The organism is Streptomyces sp. NPDC015220, from assembly GCF_043079345.1.
Classification (GTDB): Bacteria; Actinomycetota; Actinomycetes; order Streptomycetales; family Streptomycetaceae; genus Streptomyces.
In genome coordinates this window covers 22,125-41,747 of record NZ_JBIBUK010000018.1, presented here as the reverse complement: position 1 = coordinate 41,747, position 19,623 = coordinate 22,125, and the positions used below count along the sequence as shown (strand labels likewise).

17 protein-coding genes are annotated in these 19,623 nt (G+C 73.0%); 5 read left to right on the top strand and 12 right to left on the bottom strand.

Annotated elements, in window-relative coordinates:
- Positions 1–52 precede the first annotated feature (52 nt).
- The 10 genes from ACF061_RS28510 to ACF061_RS28465 form a co-directional block, all read right to left on the bottom strand.
- On the bottom strand, positions 53–1,510 hold the full coding sequence (locus ACF061_RS28510; protein ID WP_392269845.1) for a DHA2 family efflux MFS transporter permease subunit: 1,458 nt from the start codon (positions 1,508–1,510) through the stop codon (positions 53–55).
- Positions 1,511–1,566: 56 nt separating this feature from the next.
- Positions 1,567–2,442 (bottom strand): alpha/beta hydrolase, encoded by an 876-nt coding sequence (locus tag ACF061_RS28505; protein WP_392269844.1) that lies wholly within the window; start codon positions 2,440–2,442, stop codon positions 1,567–1,569.
- The gene (locus tag ACF061_RS28500) at positions 2,439–3,851 is read right to left on the bottom strand and encodes a lyase family protein (RefSeq protein ID WP_392269843.1); all 1,413 of its coding nucleotides are present in this window, start codon (positions 3,849–3,851) and stop codon (positions 2,439–2,441) included. The genes ACF061_RS28505 and ACF061_RS28500 overlap by 4 nt, the downstream gene beginning before the upstream one ends.
- On the bottom strand, positions 3,848–5,800 hold the full coding sequence (locus tag ACF061_RS28495) for an FAD/NAD(P)-binding protein (protein ID WP_392269842.1): 1,953 nt from the start codon (positions 5,798–5,800) through the stop codon (positions 3,848–3,850). The genes ACF061_RS28500 and ACF061_RS28495 overlap by 4 nt, the downstream gene beginning before the upstream one ends.
- A 222-nt stretch (positions 5,801–6,022) precedes the next feature.
- Entirely contained in the window at positions 6,023–6,931 is a 909-nt protein-coding gene (locus tag ACF061_RS28490; RefSeq protein WP_392269841.1) for a prephenate dehydrogenase, read from the bottom strand.
- Positions 6,931–7,848 (bottom strand): phytanoyl-CoA dioxygenase family protein, encoded by a 918-nt coding sequence (locus ACF061_RS28485; protein WP_392269840.1) that lies wholly within the window; start codon positions 7,846–7,848, stop codon positions 6,931–6,933. The genes ACF061_RS28490 and ACF061_RS28485 overlap by 1 nt, the downstream gene beginning before the upstream one ends.
- Before the next feature lie 62 nt (positions 7,849–7,910).
- Positions 7,911–8,975 carry a 4-hydroxyphenylpyruvate dioxygenase gene (gene hppD / locus ACF061_RS28480; protein ID WP_392269839.1) on the bottom strand — a complete coding sequence of 355 codons (1,065 nt, stop codon included), beginning with the start codon at positions 8,973–8,975 and terminating at the stop codon, positions 7,911–7,913.
- Positions 8,972–10,258: a beta-ketoacyl-[acyl-carrier-protein] synthase family protein gene (locus ACF061_RS28475; RefSeq protein WP_392269838.1), complete on the bottom strand. Its 1,287-nt coding sequence runs from the start codon at positions 10,256–10,258 to the stop codon at positions 8,972–8,974. Before ACF061_RS28475 ends, hppD begins: the two co-directional genes overlap by 4 nt.
- Positions 10,255–11,904, bottom strand: coding sequence for a class I adenylate-forming enzyme family protein (locus ACF061_RS28470; protein ID WP_392269837.1), 1,650 nt, complete (start codon positions 11,902–11,904; stop codon positions 10,255–10,257). Before ACF061_RS28470 ends, ACF061_RS28475 begins: the two co-directional genes overlap by 4 nt.
- A gap of 124 nt (positions 11,905–12,028) precedes the next feature.
- Positions 12,029–12,292: an acyl carrier protein gene (locus ACF061_RS28465; RefSeq protein ID WP_392269836.1), complete on the bottom strand. Its 264-nt coding sequence runs from the start codon at positions 12,290–12,292 to the stop codon at positions 12,029–12,031.
- Positions 12,293–12,309: 17 nt separating this feature from the next.
- On the opposite strand from ACF061_RS28465, the gene ACF061_RS28460 reads away from it, so the two are divergent.
- Positions 12,310–12,960, top strand: a complete 651-nt coding sequence (locus tag ACF061_RS28460) for a 4'-phosphopantetheinyl transferase family protein (protein ID WP_392269835.1) — start codon at positions 12,310–12,312, stop codon at positions 12,958–12,960.
- A gap of 5 nt (positions 12,961–12,965) precedes the next feature.
- On the opposite strand, the gene ACF061_RS28455 is transcribed toward ACF061_RS28460, so the two are convergent.
- Together ACF061_RS28455 and ACF061_RS28450 are read right to left on the bottom strand one after the other, a co-directional pair.
- A complete protein-coding gene (locus ACF061_RS28455) occupies positions 12,966–14,270 on the bottom strand; it encodes a class I adenylate-forming enzyme family protein (protein WP_392269834.1) in 1,305 nt (434 codons plus the stop codon).
- Between the two features lie 394 nt (positions 14,271–14,664).
- On the bottom strand, positions 14,665–15,744 hold the full coding sequence (locus ACF061_RS28450; protein WP_392269833.1) for an alpha-hydroxy acid oxidase: 1,080 nt from the start codon (positions 15,742–15,744) through the stop codon (positions 14,665–14,667).
- A gap of 168 nt (positions 15,745–15,912) precedes the next feature.
- Between ACF061_RS28450 and ACF061_RS28445 the strand changes: the two genes are divergently transcribed.
- From ACF061_RS28445 to ACF061_RS28430, 4 genes are all read left to right on the top strand, one after another.
- The gene (locus tag ACF061_RS28445; protein WP_392269832.1) at positions 15,913–16,557 is read left to right on the top strand and encodes a TetR/AcrR family transcriptional regulator; all 645 of its coding nucleotides are present in this window, start codon (positions 15,913–15,915) and stop codon (positions 16,555–16,557) included.
- 46 nt (positions 16,558–16,603) lie between these two features.
- Positions 16,604–17,554: an alpha/beta hydrolase gene (locus ACF061_RS28440; protein ID WP_392269831.1), complete on the top strand. Its 951-nt coding sequence runs from the start codon at positions 16,604–16,606 to the stop codon at positions 17,552–17,554.
- Positions 17,555–17,556: 2 nt separating this feature from the next.
- Positions 17,557–18,897, top strand: a complete 1,341-nt coding sequence (locus tag ACF061_RS28435) for a PLP-dependent aminotransferase family protein (protein ID WP_392269830.1) — start codon at positions 17,557–17,559, stop codon at positions 18,895–18,897.
- A gap of 117 nt (positions 18,898–19,014) precedes the next feature.
- Complete coding sequence (locus ACF061_RS28430; protein ID WP_392269829.1) at positions 19,015–19,617, top strand: TIGR03086 family metal-binding protein; 603 nt, start codon at positions 19,015–19,017, stop codon at positions 19,615–19,617.
- Positions 19,618–19,623: the final 6 nt, after the last annotated feature.

Genomic DNA, 19,623 nt, shown 5'->3' with positions numbered 1-19,623 from the left:
CAGTCTCTGTTTCACGTGTCGGGGAGGGTGACTCCCGCTGGGCGGTTACGAGTTACGGAACCTGCGGGGGCAGGGACCGGGTGCGGATCGCCGGTGCGGCGACGGCCGCGGCCACCGAACCCACGGCGCAGAGGAGGAACACCACCAGGTATCCCTCGTCGTCGAGGAAGTCGTGGCGTTCCAGGACGGCCGCCATCACCGCGACGCCGAGCGCGCCGCCGATCTGACGTGCCGTCATGAGCAGGCCGGTGCCGGAGGCGAAGCGCTGCGGCTCGAGCGAGGCCGTGGCCGCGTTGGAGATCGCGGTCAGCGCGGCGCCGATCCCGATGCCGGCCACGATGCCGATGGGCAGCCAGACCGCCGCGTACTGACGCTCGGTGCCCAGCAGCGCGTACATCGCGGCGCAGGCCGCGCCGAAGACCAGGGAGCCGAGGCCGACGGCCGCCCACTGCGACCTCGGGGCGACCCGGCGGCCGACCAGCGTGGCCCCGATCGCGGCGCTGAAGGCGCCGGGCGTGACCGCGAGGCCCGCCTTCAGCTCCGAGTAGCCCCAGACCGCGTTGAGGAACAGCAGCGAGGCGAGGAGGTAGGAGTACATGGCCGCGCCGAACAGCAGGGAGGCGACGTTCGTGGCGGCGAAGCCGCGGTTGCGCCACAGGTCCCACTCGACGGCGGGCGCCTCGTGCCGGCGCGACAGCAGCAGGGCGAGCGCGAGCAGCACGGCGCCGCCGATCAGCAGGACGAGCACGCGCCCGCTGCCCCATCCCCAGTCCGATCCCTGCGTCACCCCGAAGACGAGTCCGCCGACGCCCAGGGCCAGCGCCAGGGTTCCCACCGGGTCGGGCAGCCGCCGCCCGCTGGGGGCGTCGCCCGCGAGCCGGGCGGCGATCGCCACGATCGCGACGCCGAGCGGCAGGTTGATCAGGAAGACGCTGCGCCATCCCCAGGCGTCCACCAGCAGCCCGCCGAGGCTGGGGCCCACGGCCGCAGCCATGCTGCCGACCGCTCCCCAGACGCCGAGGGCGACCTGGCGGCGGGCCGCCGGCGTGTGCTGGAGGACCAGGCCGAGCGCCGAGGGGATCATTCCGGCGGCCGCGACCCCCTGCAACGCACGGGCGCCGACCAGCATCGGCACCCCGCCCGCCACTCCGCTCAGCAGTGAGGCGAGGGTGAACAGGGCCGTGGCGGAGAGGAACAGCCGCTTGCGCCCGATGACGTCGGCGACCCGCCCGGCGACGGCGAGCAGCGCCGCGAAGACCACGGTGTAGGCGGTGACGACCCAGGTCAGCTCGGAGAGCGAGGCGTCGGGGAAGTCGATGCGGAGGTCGGAGAAGGCGATGTTGACGACCGTGGTGTCGAGCACGGCGAGGAAGGTCGCCCCGGAGGAGACCAGGAGCGCGAGCTTCGCCGTGGCGGACGCGGCCTCGTCGGCCCGCCCCGGCTGTCCGGTCCGGGGCGGCGCGGCGTCCGCCGCTTCCGCGTCGGGTGATTGGGGGGAGGCGGTGGACATGGCGGGGGTCCCTTCGTCGTCGGTCGCGGGATAAAACTAAACGACCGTACGTGCAATTAAAAGCCGCCTCTCCCGGACTCCCCGGGACCGGCCCCGATGAAGTCCAGGGCGCCGTCGATGACCACGGCCTCGCCGAGCACCTTGCGGTGCCCGAGTCCGCTGGTGACGAGCAGGTCCGCCCGGTCCCCGTACGCCGCCTTCAGCGCGTGCGCCTGGGCGACCGGGACCATGTCGTCGTCCGTGTCGTGGATGATCCGCATCGGCACGTGGATCTCCTCGGGCCGGTGTGTGGCGTCGAAGAGCTGCCAGGGGGCCTGGACGTCCGCGAACAGCAGGTGCTCGATCCGGTGGCGCAGGTCCGTCCGCAGTCCGGGCCCGAGCCCGAGGATGCGCCCGAACTCGTCGGCCAGGTGACCGAAGTGCGTCACCGCCGAGACCGTGACCAGACGCTCCGCCCGGACACCGCTGCGCAGCGCCAGGAACGCGCTCGTGGCGCCGAAGGAATGGGCGACGACCGCGTGGAAGGCGCCGTACCGGTCCTGCAGGCACCGCAGGATCTCGCGGTACTCCAGGATCGTCGTGCTGCGTCCCTCGGAGTCCCCGTGCCCCGGGGCGTCGAAGGAGAGCGCGGTCAGGCCCAGCGCCTCCAGGCGCGGCACGAAGCCGGCGTACCTGGAGGCCCTGGACTGCCAGCCGTGCAGCATGACGACCGGACGGGCGCCGTCGCCCCACCGGTAGACCCGCACCCGCTTGCCGGCCACGGTCAGCTCCTCCACCGCGGCCCGCTCGTGGGCGGCACGTTCCCGGGGCAGCACCTTGCCCCGCCGCAGCGGATGGCAGAACAGGCCGAAGGCGGCCCGGCCCGCCAGCGCCGGGGCCGGGCCCGCCAGCGCGTTGAGGGCGGTGCCGGCGAACGCCGCGCCGCGGCTCACGCCCCCGGCTCCTTCTCCGGTCCGCCGTGCACGGCCGAGCGCACCAGTTCCCCGGCCGCTCCGACGTATTCGGCCGGGTCGAGGAGGTCCTGGAGCATCCCGGCCAGCCGGCCGTCCGCCTCCCCCGTCTCGAGCAGAGCGGACAGCAGGGGCCGGCCGGTGGCGGACGCCTGGGCCGCGGCCCGGCTGACGGCCTCCTTGGCGGCGGCCTTGCCGAGGACCGGCGCCAGCGCCGCGGCGAGCCGTTCGGAGACGATCAGGCCTCCGGTCAGGTCCACGTTGGCCCGCATGCGCCCGGGGAACACCTCCAGCCCGGCGACCAGTTCGCGTGCGGTCCACGCGGCGCCGCCGGCCAGCCGCAGGCACTCGCGCAGCGGTTGCCACTCGGCGTGCCAGGCGCCGGCCGAACGCTCGTCCTCGGAGAGCATGGCCTGGGTCAGCACTCCGGCGTAGGCGGGCACCTGAAGTGCCGCCGAGCGGATCAGCGTGGCCAGTGCCGGGTTCCTCTTCTGCGGCATGGCCGAGGAGACGCCCCGGCCGGCGGCCGCCGGTTCGGCGACCTCTGCGACCTCGGTGCGGGCCAAGGACTGCACGTCCACCGCGATCTTCCCCAGCACGCCGGTGGTGAGGGCCAGTTCGGCCGCCAGCGCGGCGACGGGCGCACGATGGCTGTGCCAGGGCAGCACGGGCGCGCGCAACCCCGTCTCCTGGGCGAACCGCTCGGTCAGGCGCCTGGCGTAGTCCTCCGTCACCGGTTCCTGTCGGGCCTGCCGGTGGAGCCGCTCGTAGGCGACGTATCCGGCCAGGGTGCCGGCCGCGCCGCCCAGCTGGACCACGAGGTTCTCGGCGCGCAGCGCCCGCAGGCGGTCCACGGCCGCGCGCACCGCCACCAGCCAGCCGGCCGCCTTCAGGCCGAACGTCGTGGGCACCGCGTGCAGCGCCAGCGTCCGGCCGGGCATCAGCGTCCCGGCGTGCCCGGCCGCCAGCGAGCGCAGTGAGCAGGCCACCTGCTGGAGGTCGTCCACCAGGACGTCCAGGGTCCTGCCCGCCACCAGCATCAGCGCGGTGTCGAAGATGTCCTGGCTGGTGGAGCCGCGGTGCACGTAGTCGGCGGCGTCCGGGGCCCTGGCGGCCACCAGCTCGGTGAACGCCTGGACCAGGGCCACCACCGGGTTGGCCGCCCCCCTGCTGAGCCGGGCCAGTTCGATCAGGTCGAAGTGATCTGCGCGAGCCAGCTCCGTAATGACCCGGGCCGCTTCCTCCGGTACGTTCCCCAGGTTCGCCTGGGCGCGCACCAGCGCGGCCTCGGCGTCGAGCATCGCCTGCAGCCAGGCGCCGTCCGACGTGGTCTGCTCGGCCGCGGAGCCGGCTCTCACCGGGCTCAGCAGGCCGGTGTCGATGACGTTCATCCCGTCAGCTCTCCCATCATCCGGCCGTCCTGCCGGTCCCGGCCGTCCATCCCGAGCAGCGCTCGCGCGACGGCGTCGGAGTCCTGCAGCGTCACCGAGTTGACCCCGGGACGGATACCGGCCGCCGTCGCCCAGTGCACGGACTCTGTGGGGACCCCGAGGGCGAAGCGGCCCGGGTGCGCGCGGCCGTCTGCGCCGATCACCCGGTAGGGCCTGCCGGAGACCGCGAGGCCCCCCGTCTCGTACGGCGCCTGACCGGGGTCGTGGATGCGGTAGGTCCGGCACTGCCCGGTCTCCAGCAGACGGCGCAGCAGCGGGTCGCCGGTCACCCGCAGATCGGTCTCGGGAAGGCGCGCGTCGACCAGTGTGGTGGCCGCCGTCGAGGAGCCCGGGACCGCGGCGGACTCCACGACGAACGCGCCCGCCGATCCGTCCGTCCGGAGCCGGACGTCGGGGCCGAGCACCCGCAGCACGCCCGCCTCCACCAGGGCGATCGCCTCCTCGATCCGCCCGGCGGGCGGGCCGATGGACAAGTAGGCGTTGAGCGGGGTGTACCAGCCGTCCAGGTCCCGCCGGTAGGAGCCGCCGGTGAGGCCCCCGTGGTCGACGACGAGGCGCACCTCGTTGCGCAGGTCGCGCAGCACGTCGAGGGCCGCCTTGAGCGGGCCGTCGACGTTGCCCGCCCGGGCCGCGCCCAGGTCCGCGCGCAGATGCCCGAGCAGCCAGTCCCGGAAGTCCGACACGGAGGAGAAGTTCCGGCCCGCGTACGGCCGGGCGATCCGCTCCCAGTCCCAGCGCTGGTCCTCGGCGATGCCGAACTCCCCGGGCAGGTCGCGCTCCTCCCGGCTGCCCGCGGGCGCCGCGAGGTAGCGGTCGCGCAGCCGCCGGGCCTCGCCGGAGCGTCCCTCGGCGGTCAGCAGCGCCGAGTAGTAGACGGCCTCGACCTCCTTGGCCACGAGTGGCCACACGGTCTCGCGGAAGTCGATTCCGCCGTCCCGACGCGCCCGCCGGCGCAGTTCCCGGATCACCTCTTCGGTCAGCACCGCGGGTTCGTGGCGCCCGTGCGCGCCCTTCTGGTTCTCCCCCCGCGCGTGGAAGGGCAGTCCGCGCCGGGAGCCGGCCACCAGCAGCGGCTCCCGGCCCGAGGCCACGTAGTCGAGCCGTCCGGCATGCCGGACGAACCGTCCGCCGCGGCCCAGCGTGAACAACGCCGTGTAGTCGAAGAAGTTCAGGCCGAGGCCGAGCAGCGCGACGGTCTCCCCGGGCCGGACCGCGGACAGGTCGACGTCCGCCGGGTTGGCGGGCGGCAGGTAGCCGAGACCGTGGGCCTCGGCGAAACGCTCCAGTTCGCGTCGGCGGGGGGAACTCCGCACCGGCAGGTGCCCCTGCGCGAGGACGACGGCGTCCAGGCCCGAGACAAGGGTGCCGTCGTCCAGCAGGACCCGCTGGGTGCCGCCGGGTTCGTCATCGAGCTCGACGGCCCGTGCCCGGTGCTCGGTGACGGTCACCGTGGCCGGAGCGGTCCTGACGACCCGCTGGAAGACCCACTCCAGATAGCGGCCGTAGAAGGCTCGCGTGGGGTACGTGTCCGGCCCCAGGGCGCTTGCCTCGGCGAGCACCGCTTCGTCGTAGTGCCAGTCGTCGAGCGGTCCGATCAGGGTGAGGAAGCGAGCCCACTCGTACAGGCTGGGTCCCGGGGCGAGGGCGCCCTCGATCCGGACGCTCTCGTCGGTGAACATGGTGACCTGCGAGGCCACCGTGTTCATCAGCAGGTGCTCGGACTGGTCGGTGCGCCACACTTGCCCGGCGCCCGGCGGGTAGGGATCGACGACGTGCACGGTGACACGCATGTCCACCGCCGAGGCCGCGTTCGCGCAGAGCCGTTCGAGGACGGAGAGCCCCCTGGGCCCGGCACCGATCAGGCACACGTCGAGCCGTCGGCTGGTCATGGATCAGTCTCTCCAGTGGGTCGGAAACGGTCGTGTCGGTGTGCGGGTCCGCTGGGACGCGCACCTCTCGCGTCCCGGCGGCGGTCCCGAGCGGACTCCCGCGGCGGCACCGCCCGGGCCCCGGGGTCGGGCCGCCCGAGGCCGGGGCGCCGCCGCCACGGAAGCCCGGCGGCGGCCCGCCTGCCCGGCGCCGGTGGCGCCGCCCGGCCCCGGCGGCGCTGCTCAGGCCCCGGCGGGCGCGCCGCTCAGGCGGAGCTGCTCGTCGGAGGCCGGGGTCCGCACCGGGATCCGGCCCCGCCCCTGCACCCCGCGGGACAGGACGGCGGTGAGCCGGTCGCGGTCGGCGGCCGGCCGCCGGCCGGGCGGATCGGCGGCCAGGCCGCGCAGCGCGTCCACGACCGTGCCCAGTTCCTCGGCGAACTCCGTCAGCACCTCGGCGACGGCCGTGGCGTTGGCGCCCAGGATGTCGGTCCACAGCTCGGCCTCCCCCGCGGCGATCCGGGTGACGTCGCGCAGCCCCTGCCCGGCGAGCTGCAACTGGGACTCCTCCCCGTGCAGCAGGCGGGCGGCCAGCAGGCTCGCCACCAGGTGCGGGGTGTGCGAGACCAGGGCCACCGCCCGGTCGTGCTGGCCGGGCGCCATCAGCACCGGCCGGGCACCGCAGAGCTCGGCGAGCGTCCGCACCCGTCCGACGGCGCGGCCGCCCGCCCGGGAGCTCGGCGTGAGCACCCACGGTCTGCCGTGGAACAGGTCGCCCTGGGCGGCGAGCGGTCCCGACTGCTCCCGGCCCGCCATGGGGTGGCCGCCGACGTAGCGGGTCAGGTCGCAGCCCAGCGCCGCGGCCTCCTCCTGCGGGCCGGCCTTGACGCTGGCGACGTCGGTGAAATCGTGTGCCAGGTTGGCGAGCTGCTGCTCGCGCAGGATCGAGGCGACACGGCTCGGCGGCACCGCGATGACGGCCAGGTCCACCGGCGAGCGTGGCGCGCCCACGACACCGGCGCCCAGCTCCGCCGCGGTCCGCGCCGCCTCCGGGTTCACGTCGAGCAGGTAGGGGGTGATCCCCCGGCCCCGCAGGGCCAGGGCGATCGAAGTACCGATCAGGCCGGTTCCGACCACGGCGGCACTACGCATCAGCGGCTGCTCCAGAGCACCGGGAGGAACTCGGGGTCGCTGTAGTCCGGGGTGCCCTCGGCGGTCTTGCGCACGAGGACGTCGTGGTTGTACGAGACCTGCGTGCCGTCCGAGCGGCGGAAGTCCCGGTAGCGGTTCTCCCCGTCCTGGAGGTGGAAGGAGATCGCCCGGCGCGGCCGGTCGCTGACGTTCGCGCCGCTGCCGTGGTAGGTGCGGCAGTGGTGGAAGCTGACGTGTCCCTTGGGGATCTCGACGGGTATCTTGCGCACCTCGACGCCGTTGTACCGGGCGTTCTCCTCCAGCATGACGTCGAGTTCGCTGCGGTCGCGCTCGGCGAAGTGCAGCGACGTCGCGTCGTTGACGGCCGTCTCCCGCCAGTTGTGGGAGCCGTCCACCATGGTGATCGTGCCCATCTCCTCGCCGCAGTCGTGGAACGGGATGAAGGCCGTCAGCATGCGCTCGGAGGTGGACGTCGACCAGTAGTGCCGGTCGAAGTGCCAGGGCACGATGTTCGACTGTTCCCCGGCGACCGGCGGCTTGTAGATGAGGGTGGACTGGAACACCCTGATCTCCTCGGCCTGGGCGAGCCGTGCGGCGACCGCGCCGAGCAGCGGCTTGCGCAGGATGCCGCCGATCGTGTCGTCCTCGTAGTGGATGTAGTCGTTGTGCCGCTGGACGTTGCCCTTCTCCGGCTCCCAGTAGGCGAGCTTGGGCGGACGCACGGGCAGCGTGCGGTCGCGGTGGCCGGCGTAGAAGCGCTCGCTGGCCGACTCCAGGAGGTCGATCTCCTCGTCGGTGAAGATCTTCCGGGACAGATACCAGCCGTGTTCGGCGTAGAAGGCGACGTCCTCGTCGGTGGGCAGGAGCGCGCGCTCCTCTTCGGTCAGGGTGAACAGAGCCGAGTCCTGAACAGTCATGGTCTTCCTCGAGTACGACGGTGCGGTACGGGTTGCGAAGGGGTGTGCGCGGCGGCGCGGTGTCAGGCCATCGCCTTCTCGCGGGCCACGGCCTCGTAGAGGGCCTTGATGTTGCCGCTGCCGAAGGTGCGGGCGCCGTGCCGGTCGATGACCTCCCAGAAGAAGGTCCGGCGCACGTGCGGCGACTGGGTGAAGAGCTGGAACACCTGGCCCCAGTGGTCCCGGTCGACCAGGACGTTGGTGCGCCTGAGGTCCTCGATGCGCAGGTCGGGCCGGCCGAGCCGCTCGGTCAGCTCGTCGTAGTAGGCGTCGGGCGTCTCCAGGAACTTCACGCCCCGGGCCTCCAGGGCCGGCACCGTGGTAACGATGTCATCGGTGAGCAGGGCCAGGTGCTGCACACCCGCGCCGCCGTGCCGGGCCAGGAAGTCGTCGATCTGTCCCGGCCTGCGGTCCACGACCGGCTCGATGAGGGTGAAGGTGACCTCGCCCGACGGGCTCTGCACCACCTTGGAGTCCATCGCCTGCTCGCCGACCTCGATGAACTCCTCGAAGATCTGCCGGAACCCGAAGACCTTCTGGTAGAACTCGACGGTCTGGCTCAGCTGGCCCGCGGGCAGGCAGACCGCCGCGTGGTCGACGGTGTGCAGCAGCCGCTCGGTCTCGTCGGGGTCCTCGGCGATCATGTCGAACACTCCCGGCAGGAAGTCCTCGCGGCCGCCGGCGCGCTGCACGAAGCGGTGCGCCACGTCGCCGAAGCCGAGCACGGAGGCGGTGACCACCTCGTCGCCGTCCTCGCCGTGCGTCCGCGGCTCCTCGACCGCCGTCGCGCCGCGTTCCACCGCGAGGGCGAACGCCCCGGCCGCGTCGTCGGTAGCGAAGGCGATGTTGGCCACGCCGTCGCCGTGCCGCGCCACGTAGTCCGCCGCCGGGTGGTCGGTGCCGAGGGCCGAGGTGAGCACGAGGTCGATGCCGCCCTGCCGCAGCAGGAGGGAGCGCCGGTCGGGGTGCCCGGTCTCCGGGCCGGCCTGCCCGCGCACCCGGAATCCGAAGGCGGTGCAGAGGTAGAACGCGGACTGCTGGGCGTCCCCGACGTAGAACTCGATGTGGTCCACTGCTCCGATGTTCACGGGTGAATCCCTTCCTGCTGTCGCTTGTTACGGGTGGATGCGGAACCGAGGAGCAGGCTGACGTTGTGGCCGCCGAAGGCGAACGAGTTGGAGAGCACGGCCTCCACCCGCTGCGGTCGGGCCCCGCCGCGCACATGGTCCAGATCGCACGCCGGGTCGATCTCGTCGAGGTTGTGCGTGGGCGGCAGCAGGCCCCGGGAGAGCGCCAGGGCGCAGATGGCCGCCTCCACCGCGCCGGACCCGCCGAGCAGGTGGCCGGTCATCGACTTGGTGCTGCTGACGGCGGGCCCGTCGTCGCCGAACACGGCCCGCACGGCCTTCGTCTCGGCGACGTCGCCCAGCTTGGTGGCCGTGCCGTGCGCGTTGACGTAGCCGATGTCGGCCGGTTCGAGTCCGGCCGTCGCGAGGGCTCCGCGCATGCTCTGCGCGGCGCCCTCCCCGTCGGGGCGGGGGGCGGTGGGGCGGTAGGCGTCGGTGGTGGCGCCCCAGCCGAGGACGTCGGCGTAGCCGGCCGCACCGCGGGCGTCCGCGTGCTCGGCGCGCTCCAGGACCAGCACGCCGGCGCCCTCCGCCAGGACGAAGCCGTTGCGGCGCCGGTCGAAGGGCCGGCTGGCCGCCTCGGGGTCCTCCCAGCCGCTCGCCAGCGCCCGGGCGTGCGAGAAGGCCAGCGCGGAGGTGGGGTTCAGCGGTGCCTCGGCGCCGCCGCAGACCACCACGTCGGCCTCGCCGTACCGGATCAGCCGGGCTGCCTCCGCCACGGCGTGGGCCCCCGCGGCGCACGCGGTGGCGATCGCCGAACTCCAGCCGCGTATGCCGTACTTGATGGCGATCCGGGCGGCGGCCATGTTCGGCAGCATGCCGGGCAGCAGATACGGGCTGACCGCGGTCGGCCCGCGCTCCGCGCGCGCCCGGGTCTGCTCCTCGTACGTGGTCAGGCCGCCGGCGCCGCTGGAGACGATCACCGCGATCCGGTGCGGGTCGACATCGCGGCCGACGACGAGGCCGGCGTCGGCCAGCGCGTCGTCCGCGGCGGCCAGGGCCATCAGGGCGTACCGGTCGACGAGGCGACCCTCGCTGGGCGGCAGCACCTCGCTCGCCGTGATGTCCGGAGCGATGCCGGCCACGTTCACGGTGCCGTCGAGAAGGTGGCCCGCAGGCGGTGTGCGCAGTCCGGACTTGCCGTGGCACAGGGCGTCGAAGGTGTCCGCGGCGCCGCGGCCGAGCGGGGTGAAGGTGCCGAGCCCGGTGACGACGGCGCCGGACCGCACGGTGCGCGCCGTCATGCCGTCACCTGCCGGGCCTCGGTCTCGCGGCCGAGCAGTTCCCCGTCGAGGAAGCGCTGCCGGAGCAGGAACTTGCGCACCTTCCCGGTCGCGCCGAGCGGTATGCGGTCCGGTTCGACGACCACCACGCGTTCGACGGTGCGGGCCACGTGCGGTTCGAGGGCCGCGAGCACCTCGGCGGTCCGGTCGGCGTCCTGGTCGGCGCGGGCGTCGAGCACGAGCAGGACCGAGGTGGCGACCCGGCCGTCGGCCGGCACGGCGACGACGGTGCACTCCTGCACGTCCGCGCAGTCGGCGAGGACGCGCTCCTCGCAGAGCATGGTGTAGAGCTTGTTGCCGTCGCCCAGGTCCACGGCGTCCACGGCGCGGTCGACGTGGTAGTAGTAGCCCTCCTCGTCGCTGAAGACGAGGTCGCCGGTGAGGAAGTAGCCGTCCCTGCGGGTGCGGTAGGTGGTCACCGAGTCGTTCCAGTAACCCAGCGACAGGGTGGGCGCGTTGATGGCGAGCTGTCCGACCTGGCCGGCGCCCAGCTTCTCGCCGTCCTCGTCGACCACGGCCACGTCCGAGAAGGCGTGCGGGCGGCCGATGCACCGGCCGTAGCGGCTGGTCTCGGGGGTGTGGGTGATGTGGAACTGGGAGTGGCCCATCTCCGAGGAGCCGAGGCCGTCGACGAAGAAGGAGCCGGTGCGGCGCGACCGGCCCTGCGCGGTGACGGTCTCCCGGGTGCCCACGGCGATGAGCTTGCGGATGTGCGCCTCGTGCGCGCAGTCGCCCGTGTTCCACCAGGTGCGCACGGAGCCCAGGTCGCGCGCCGACAGGTCCTCGGCGGCCAGCTCGGACCAGGTGGTGGCGAAGCCAAGGACGCTGTACGGCTGCCAGGACTCGATGGCGTCGAGGACGGGGCCGCCGCCCTGGACGGAGAGCACGGCCAGTTCGGCGCGGTTGGTCAGCGCCAGGTTCACGGCGATGACGGTCGCCGCGTGTGCCGACGGCAGTGCTCCCAGCATCCGGTCGAGGCCCTGTCCCTTGGGCAGCGACAGGCGGTGGCGGATGGCGGCGAAGAGGCTGTGGTGGGAGTGGATCACCGCCTTGGGCAGGCCGGTGGTCCCGGAGGAGTGGGTGATCACCACGGGCTCGTTGGCGTGGTGGCGGTACGGCTTGGGCGCTCCGGCGGGATCGGCCTTGCCGAGTTCGGCCGGGTCCGCGAGCAGCGGAGTGGGGCAGCCGGCGGCGGACAGGGCGTCCCAGTGCGGCGTGTCGGCGATGACTCCCACGGCGCGCAGCCGCTTGATGTACTCGCCGGCCTGCTCGCCGGGGATCCTGCCGTTGACGAGCGCGGGAATCGCGCCGATCCGGGCCAGGGCCAGGTAGCTGAGGACCTGGTCGGCGCCGGCGGTCGTCCATACGGCGACGGCGTCCCGGGGCCGGACGCCGAGGTCGTGCAGGGCGGCGGCCCGGGCGGCCACGCGCTCACCCAGCTGGGCCAGGGTCAGCGCCTGCCAGGCCGGGTGGCCGTCGACGTCGGTGTCGAACGTGAGGGTGGGGGTGTCCAGACCGGTTCCTCGTTCGAGCAGCGTGGTCAGCACGTTGCCGACACCGAGGCCCTGGTCGGCCGCGAACTGCGCGCGCTCGTTCTTCGGATTCATTGCCCGTTGTCTCCAGTTTCCGGATCTAAGTCCTTGCGTGCGGTCCACCCCGCCCCGCCCCGCCCACGGCCTTCGGTGGTCGCGGGCGGGGAGAGGGTGCCGGGGGAGCCGGAACGGCCCCGGGTCACTTGGCCGCGGCCGCGGCGGACGCCCGCTCGACGATCTCCTTGACCAGGCCGGAGACGGTCAGCAGCGCGACGGTCTCCATCTCGTCCTCCTCGAACTTCACGCCGTAGGTGTCCTCGACCTGGATCGCTATCTCGGCGACGGAGAGCGATTCGAGGTCCAGTCCGGCCGGGCCCAGGGGGGTGTCGCCGGTGACATCGGTGACGTCGTAGTTCATGTTCTTCAGCGCCTCGATGATGAACTTCTCAACCTCAGCGGACATTTGATTGACTCCTGTTCATGGATTGGCGCCCGGGAGTGGTCCCGGACACGGTGACGGTGCGGTGGTGCACCGCTGACGGGGACGAACGCCGAAGGGCGCGCGTCCTGTTGCTGCGGACGGCGGCGGAACTGCTCCAGGTCCCGCTGTCCGAGGTCTCGTTGGAGCACGAGCCCGGTGGCCGGCCGTATCTCGGCGGGGCCGGTGGGCCGCTGCGGGTGAGTCTCACGCACGGCCGCGGTGTGCTGGCGGTCGCGCTGACCGGCCGGGCTCCGGTGGGGGTCGATGTGGAGGTGGTACGTCGGGTGCGCGCCACGGCGATGGCGCGGGCGTGGCTCGATCCGGCCGAGGCGGCCTGGGTCGAGGGACTGGCGGAGCGGGACCGCTCAGCGGCCTTCCTGTGGCTGTGGACACAGAAGGAGGCCGTGGGCAAGGCGCTCGGTCAGGGGCTGCGGGGCGGCGGCATGAGCCGTCCGATGCCGCTGCCGCGGCAGTGGCCGCCGCCCGAGGACGCCCCGGGCGGGCTGACGCCGCTGCCCGGCGCGCCGGGTCTGGCGTCCGCGGCGGTCGTGGTCGGTGGCGGGGGGCATGTCGTCGGTGTGGCGCTGCACGGCCGGGAAGGCGACGTCCGGATCGACGTGTGCCGGGTGCCGGCCGCGGCCTGCGACTGAGCGGGTCACGCGGAAGTCGCCGACCGCACCGCGGCGCGGAGGATCTCCGCGTTGCGCACCGGCTTGCCGGTGGGGGTGCGTGGCAGCTCGGGCAGGACGTGGAGGGTACGGGGGCGTTTGTAGGGCGCGAGCCGGGTGGCGAGGGAGTCGGCGAGCCCGTCGGACACGCCGTGTTCGGATACGGTCACGAACGCCTCGATGCCCGTGCCGTGGACGACCACGGCGTCGGTGACACCGGGCAGCGCGGTGATGGACTCCTCGACCTCCGCGAGGTCGACCTTGAGGCCGCCGATGGAGACCTGCGAGTCGAGCCGTCCGTGGACCGTCAGGAGTCCGGTCGCCTCGTCGAGGTCGCCCGCGTCCTTGGTCCGCAGCCAGCCGTCCACGAAGCGGGACGGGTCCGCCGCGCCCACGTAGGGGGTGGCCGGCAGCCCGATCAGGATGTGCCCGTCCTCCACGCGCACCCGCATCCCGGGCGCGGGCGTCAGGCCGGGGCGGGTGGAGCCGTGCAGGTCGGTGGCGATGACGCCGGTCTCGGTCATGCCGTACATGGCGCCCAGTTCGGCGCCGTAGCCCCGGGTGAACCGTTCCCAGACGTTGGCCTTGACCAGTTCGCCGCCGACGATCATCCGGCGCAGCTGCGGGAGCCGCGGCGGGTTCTGGGCGGTGGCGAGGACCGCGGCCTGCGAGGGCACGCCGAGGAGGGTGGTGGGTTCCTCGCCCGCCGCCACGGCCTTGAGGATGCCGTCGAAGGTCTGCGTGCCGGGGAGCACCACCTGTGTACCGGCGGCGAGTCCGTGCAGCAGGCCTCCGACGAGGCCGAGGACGTGGATGACCGAGGCCAGGACCACGGTGCGTTCGCCGCGGCGGGGGAAGCCGTCGAGCTGCGCGTAGCGGTCCAGTTCGGCCAGGAGGCTGCCGACCGTGCGGCCGATCACCTTGGAGGGGCCGGTGGAGCCGGAGCTGAGCTGGAGCAGGACGTGCTCCGTCTCGGCGGGCCGGCCGCCGCGCAGCGCCGACACCCGGGTCCGGACGTCGAAGTATCCGCGCAGCCGGCCCGTCACGTCCTCGACGGGTTCCACGACCAGTTGCGGAGCCAGTCGGGCGATCGCCCTGCCCACCTCGAAGGTGGTCAGCCGGTAGTCCAGCAGGGCCACCTGGGCTCCCGCGCGCCATCCGGCGAGCATGGCCACGATGCAGCCCAGCGACGGCGGCACCCGGACGGCGAGCGTTCCGCCGGCGACGAGGCCCGCCGCCTGGAGGCGCTGCTGCTCGTCCGCGACGAGCCGTCGGAGTTCCGCCCGGCTCACCGGCCCGCCGACATGGAGGGCGACGGCGGAATCGTCGCCTTGGAGCAGTATTTCGTCGACCCAGGAGCCTTCGACGCAAACGGGCCTTTTGGGCGCCGTTTCCCCCACTGAAATCCCCACCTATCAAAGATTCTGGACGACCCGATTCACCAGCGGACAGCACTGTCCGCCGGCCCCTTCGGGAGCGTAGCCACCGCCTCGCACTTCCCCCGGGCGGCACGTTCATCGTTGCCGACTACTTTCAAGTAATCAAGCGCAGCTTTCCGTTAACTTCTACCGGCGAGTAGCAGTTGAATGAGCAAATCATTGGATCCGCCGACAGGCACGCCAAAGCGCCCTATTCGCTTGGCTGGAAAGGCGAATAGGAGGTGAACTCTTCATTCCCCGGCCGGGCTCAGCGCCGAGCGATTCCGGAGGAACAGAAATCCTGCACGCGAACGGCCCCCATCAGGGCCATGACCTCTTCGAACTCGTCGATGATCAGCCGGAGGACCGACTCCGCGCCGGCGCTTCCCGAATCCGAGAGTCCCCACAGGACGGGGCGCCCGACGAAAACGGCGTCCGCCCCCAGGCAGAGCGCCTTCGCGATATCGGCGCCGTGCCGGATCGCTCCGTCCAGGATGACGCGGCAGTCATCCTGGACCGCGTCACGAATCTCCGGCAGAGCATCGACCGCGGGCACCGCGAAATCGAGCTGACGGCCTCCGTGATTGGAGACGACGAGCGCGTCGACACCGTGCTTCACGGCGAGTTCGGCATCCTCCCCCGTCAGTACGCCTTTCAGAACCAGTGGCAGCGAGGTGCGCTCCCGGAGCCAGGCGAGGTCTTCCCAGGTGATGCCGGCGTCGAACTGCTCGCGCGAATGCCGCGCGATCGCGGACTCGCCGGCCGCCGAGTCGTGGGAGGCGGCCATCAGAGCGGCGTCGACGTTCACCGCCCGGATGCCGGCGGGCACCGTGAACGAGTTGCGCAGGTCCCGCGGCCGGCGCGCGACCCGGGGGGCGTCGACCGTCAGCACCAGCGCGCGGTACCCGGACCGCTCCGCCCGCGCGACGAGTTCCAGCATCGCCTCGCGCCGCTTCAGCCAGTAGAGCTGGAGCCAGAGCGGCCCGGTCGCCCCCTGCGCGATCTCCTCGAGGGTGCGGCTGGCGAACATGCTGACCGTGAACAGCGCGCCCGCGGCGCCGGCGGCCCGGGCGGTCGCCACCTCGCCCTCGGGGTGGACGAGCCGGTGGTAGGCCATGGGCGCGATGCCCACGGGCGCCGCCAGTCGTTCCCCGAACAGGGTGGCGCCGGGGTCGCAGTGCGACACGTCGACCAGACACCGAGGGCGCAGCCGGATCGCGTCGAGCGCCTCGCGGCCGGCGGACAGCATCGACTCCGTTCCGCTGCCGCCCGCGAGGAAGTCCCACACGGGTGCGGGCAACCGCCCTCTGGCCCCGGTCTCGTACTCGTCGAGCGTCAGCTTCGCCATCGTGCTCCCCCGTTGCGTGTATCAGCCCTGCTCAACCGTGCACAAACTAACCGCACGGACGTACACTAACTTCACTCTCCCACATGTCCGCACGATCGTCCACTTTGTTCGACCGTGGACGGTCAAGGTGACGGACGCCCCCGGCGGGAGCCATCGAGGAGGTGTCCTTTGACAACCACGCGCACGGACGGACGGATCGAACGCGGTAACCAGACACGGCAGTTGATCCTCCACCGAGCCGTTAGGATCGCATCGGTCGAAGGCCTCGAGGGGCTGTCGCTGGGCCGGCTGGCGACCGAGCTCAGCCTCAGCAAGAGCGGTGTGTTCGCCCTCTTCGGTTCCAAGGAGGAACTCCAGCTCGCCACGGTGCGCGCGGCCATCAAGGTCTTCATCGAGCACGTGGTGCAGCCCGCCCGTTGCCTGCCGGCGGGGCTGGCCCGGGTCTGGTTCCTGTGCCGGAACTGGCTCGTCTACTCCGAGCGGCGGGTCTTCCCCGGCGGCTGTTTCTTCTACTCGGTCTCGGCCGAGTACGACGCCCGTTCCGGCAAGGTGCACGACGCGGTCGCCAAGGCCCACGGCAACTGGTTCTCCCTGATGGAGCAGGCGATCGAGGACGCCAAGCAGGCGGGCGAGGCGCGGGCGGACACCGACGTGCCGCAGCTGGCCTTCGAGGTGATCGCGCTCCTTGAGATGGCCAACGCCGAATCGGTGCTGCACGACAACTTCACCTGCTACACAAGGGCCGCCGACGGGATTCTCGGCCGTCTGCGAAGCGCCGCGACCGACCCGGCGCTGCTGCCCGACACCCCATGAAAGCCGCCCGTGGCCGCCCGGCCGCGGGCCGACGGCCGGAGGTGCCATGCCTTTCGATCCGCAGCTTCAGACCCTGTACGACCAGCGCGCCGCCGAGGGCGTGCGCCCCCTGTACACGATGACGCTCGCCGAGGCGCGGGCGGCGGACCTCGCCGCCGTCCAGGCGGACGCCGGGGCCCCCGAGCCGGTGGAGGAGGTCCTCGACCTCTCGGTACCGGGTCCGGCCGGACCGCTGCCCGTGCGGATCTACCGCCCCCGCGCCGAGGGCCCGCTGCCCGTGCTCGTCTACTTCTTCGGCGGCGGCTGGACCCTCGGCTCGCTCGACACCAGCGACGCCATCTGCCGGAGCCTGGCCAACGCCGCCGGGTGCCTGACCGTCTCGGTCGGTTACCGCCTCGCGCCCGAGCACAAGTTCCCGGCCGCTCCCGAGGACTGCATGGCGGGCGTCAGGTGGGTGGCCGAGCACGCCGGCGGTTACGGCGGCGACCCGGCCCGCCTGGCCGTCGGCGGGGACAGCGCGGGCGGCAACCTCGCCGCCGCGGTGACCCTCATGGCCCGCGACGCGGGGGGCCCGGGGCTCCTGGCCCAGCTCCTCGTCTACCCGAACACCGACCAGCTCGCGGACACCCCGTCACGCCGGGAGAACACCGACCCGCTGCTGTTCAACGACAAGTCGGTGCAGTGGTACTGGGACAACTACCTCGCGGCCCCCGAGGACGGCGTCCACCCCCTCGCGTCCCCGCTGCGCGCGGCAGACCACCGCGGCCTGCCGCCGGCCCTCGTGATCACCGCCGAGTACGACCCGCTGCGCGACGAGGGCGAGGAGTACGCCCGGCGGCTGCGGGAGAACGGGGTCCCCGTCGTGGCGAGCCGCTACCCCGGAGTGGCCCACGGCTTCTTCGCCATGGCCGGGACGCTCGACGCGGGCCGCCGCGCCACCGAGCAGGCCGCCGGGTACCTGCGCTCCGCCTTCGACGGCACCCTCACCAAGGACTGAACATGGCAGACACCACCGCATCCGCCACCCGGCCCCCGGCGCTCGCGCTGGAGGAGCTGCACGCCTCGCTCACCGACCCCGTGCTCGACGCGATGAACTTCCTGAACGAAGTCGTCGCGCGCTTCCCCGACGCGCTCTCCTTCGCCCCCGGCCGGCCGTTCGAGGGGACGTTCGAGACGGAGGACCTGAGCCGGTACCTGCGGGCCTACACCGACCACCTGGAACACGGTCTGGGCTGGTCCCGGGACCGGGTGCGCACCCAGCTCTTCCAGTACGGCCGCACCAACGGCATCATCCACGAGCTGATCGCCCGCACCCTGGCCAACGACGAGCGGATCGAGGTGAGCCCCGAGGCCGTGGTCGTGACCACCGGCTGCCAGGAGGCGATGCTGCTCACCCTGCGCGCCCTGTTCGCCCGGCCCGAGGACACCCTGCTCGTCAGCTCCCCCTGCTACGTCGGGGTCACCGGAGCGGCCCGGCTGCTCGACATCGCGATCCGCCCGGTCCCGGAGGGCGCCGACGGCCCCGACCCCGACGCCGTGCTGGCCGCCGTCCGGCACACCCGGCGGTCGGGCGGCCGGCCCCGCGCCCTGTACCTGGTGCCGGACTTCGCCAACCCGTCCGGCGCCAGCATGACGGTGGCGGCCCGTGAACGGCTCCTGGAGATCGCGGCCCAGGAGGACCTGCTGATCCTGGAGGACGACCCCTACGGGTTCTTCGTGCGCACCGGATCGGCCCGCCCGACCCTGAAGTCCATGGACCGCGAGCGCCGTGTGCTGCACCTCGGCTCGTTCGCCAAGACCGCGCTGCCCGGCGCCCGCGTGGGATACGTCGTCGCCGACCAGGAGGTGATCGGGCCGGGGGGCCGGCGGTCGCTGCTCGCGGACGAGCTGTCCAAGATCAAGAGCATGACGACGGTCAACACCTCCGCCATCTCCCAGGCCGTCATCGGCGGTCTGCTCGTCGAGTCGGACTGCCGGCTGCGCGAGGCGAACGCCGGGGCCGTCGCGTACTACCGGACCAACCTCGACACGCTCCTCGGCGAGCTGGAACGGCACTTCCCGGCGGAGCGCAGGAAGGCTCTCGGGGTCTCGTGGAACGAACCGGACGGCGGGTTCTTCCTCGTCGTGGACGTGCCGTTCCGCGCCGACCACAAGGCGCTCGAGGACTCGGCGCGCAACTACGGCGTGCTCTGGACGCCGATGGGCGACTTCTACCTGGACGGCGGCGGGGACCACCAGCTCAGGCTGTCGTGCAGCGCGCTCGGCCCCGAGGACATCACCGAGGGCGTACGGCGGCTGGCCCGCTTCGTCGAGGCCCGGGCGGCCCGGACGAGCGAGTGACACCTCCCGGAGGTCCGGTCCCCGCCCGGCCGGACCTCCGACCGCCCGGACACTAAAAACTAAACGTACGGTCGTGCTAATGTCTGGCTCGAAGAAACCCTTCCCGGAAGGGGTCCGATGGACATCCTGAAGCTCGACCGGACGGCGGCGCTGGAAACCGTGCGGCTCCTGGAGCACGCGACCCCTGAGGACTGGACCCGCCCGACGCCGTGCGCCGGCTGGACGCTTCACGACCTGGTGGCCCACCTGGCCGGCCGGCACCACGGCTTCGCGGCGGCCGCCGCCGGAGGCGGCGCCGCACGCGGCGTCTGGCTGCCCCCGGCCCTCGGCGGGGACCCGGTGGCGGCGTACCGCTCCGCCACCGCGGCGGTGCTCGACGCCTTCGCCCGACCCGGAGTCCTGACCCGGGAGTTCAGCCTCCCGGAGATCAGCACCGGAACCCGGTTCCCCGCCACCGTGGCCATCGGGTACCACTTCCTCGACCTCGTGGTCCACGGCTGGGACGTGGCCCGCACCCTCGGCATCCCGCTGGAGCTGGACCTGGCGACCACCGAGGCCGCGCTCCTGTTCGCACTGCGCGTCCCGGACGACGAGCGGCGCCTGGAGCCGGCCCCGGCCTTCCGTCCGGCACTGCCGGCCGCCACCCACGCGAGCCCGCTCGACCTGGCCCTGGCGGCGCTCGGCCGCTCCCCCGCCTGGTCCGCTCCGGCGTCCCTGTAGGACCCG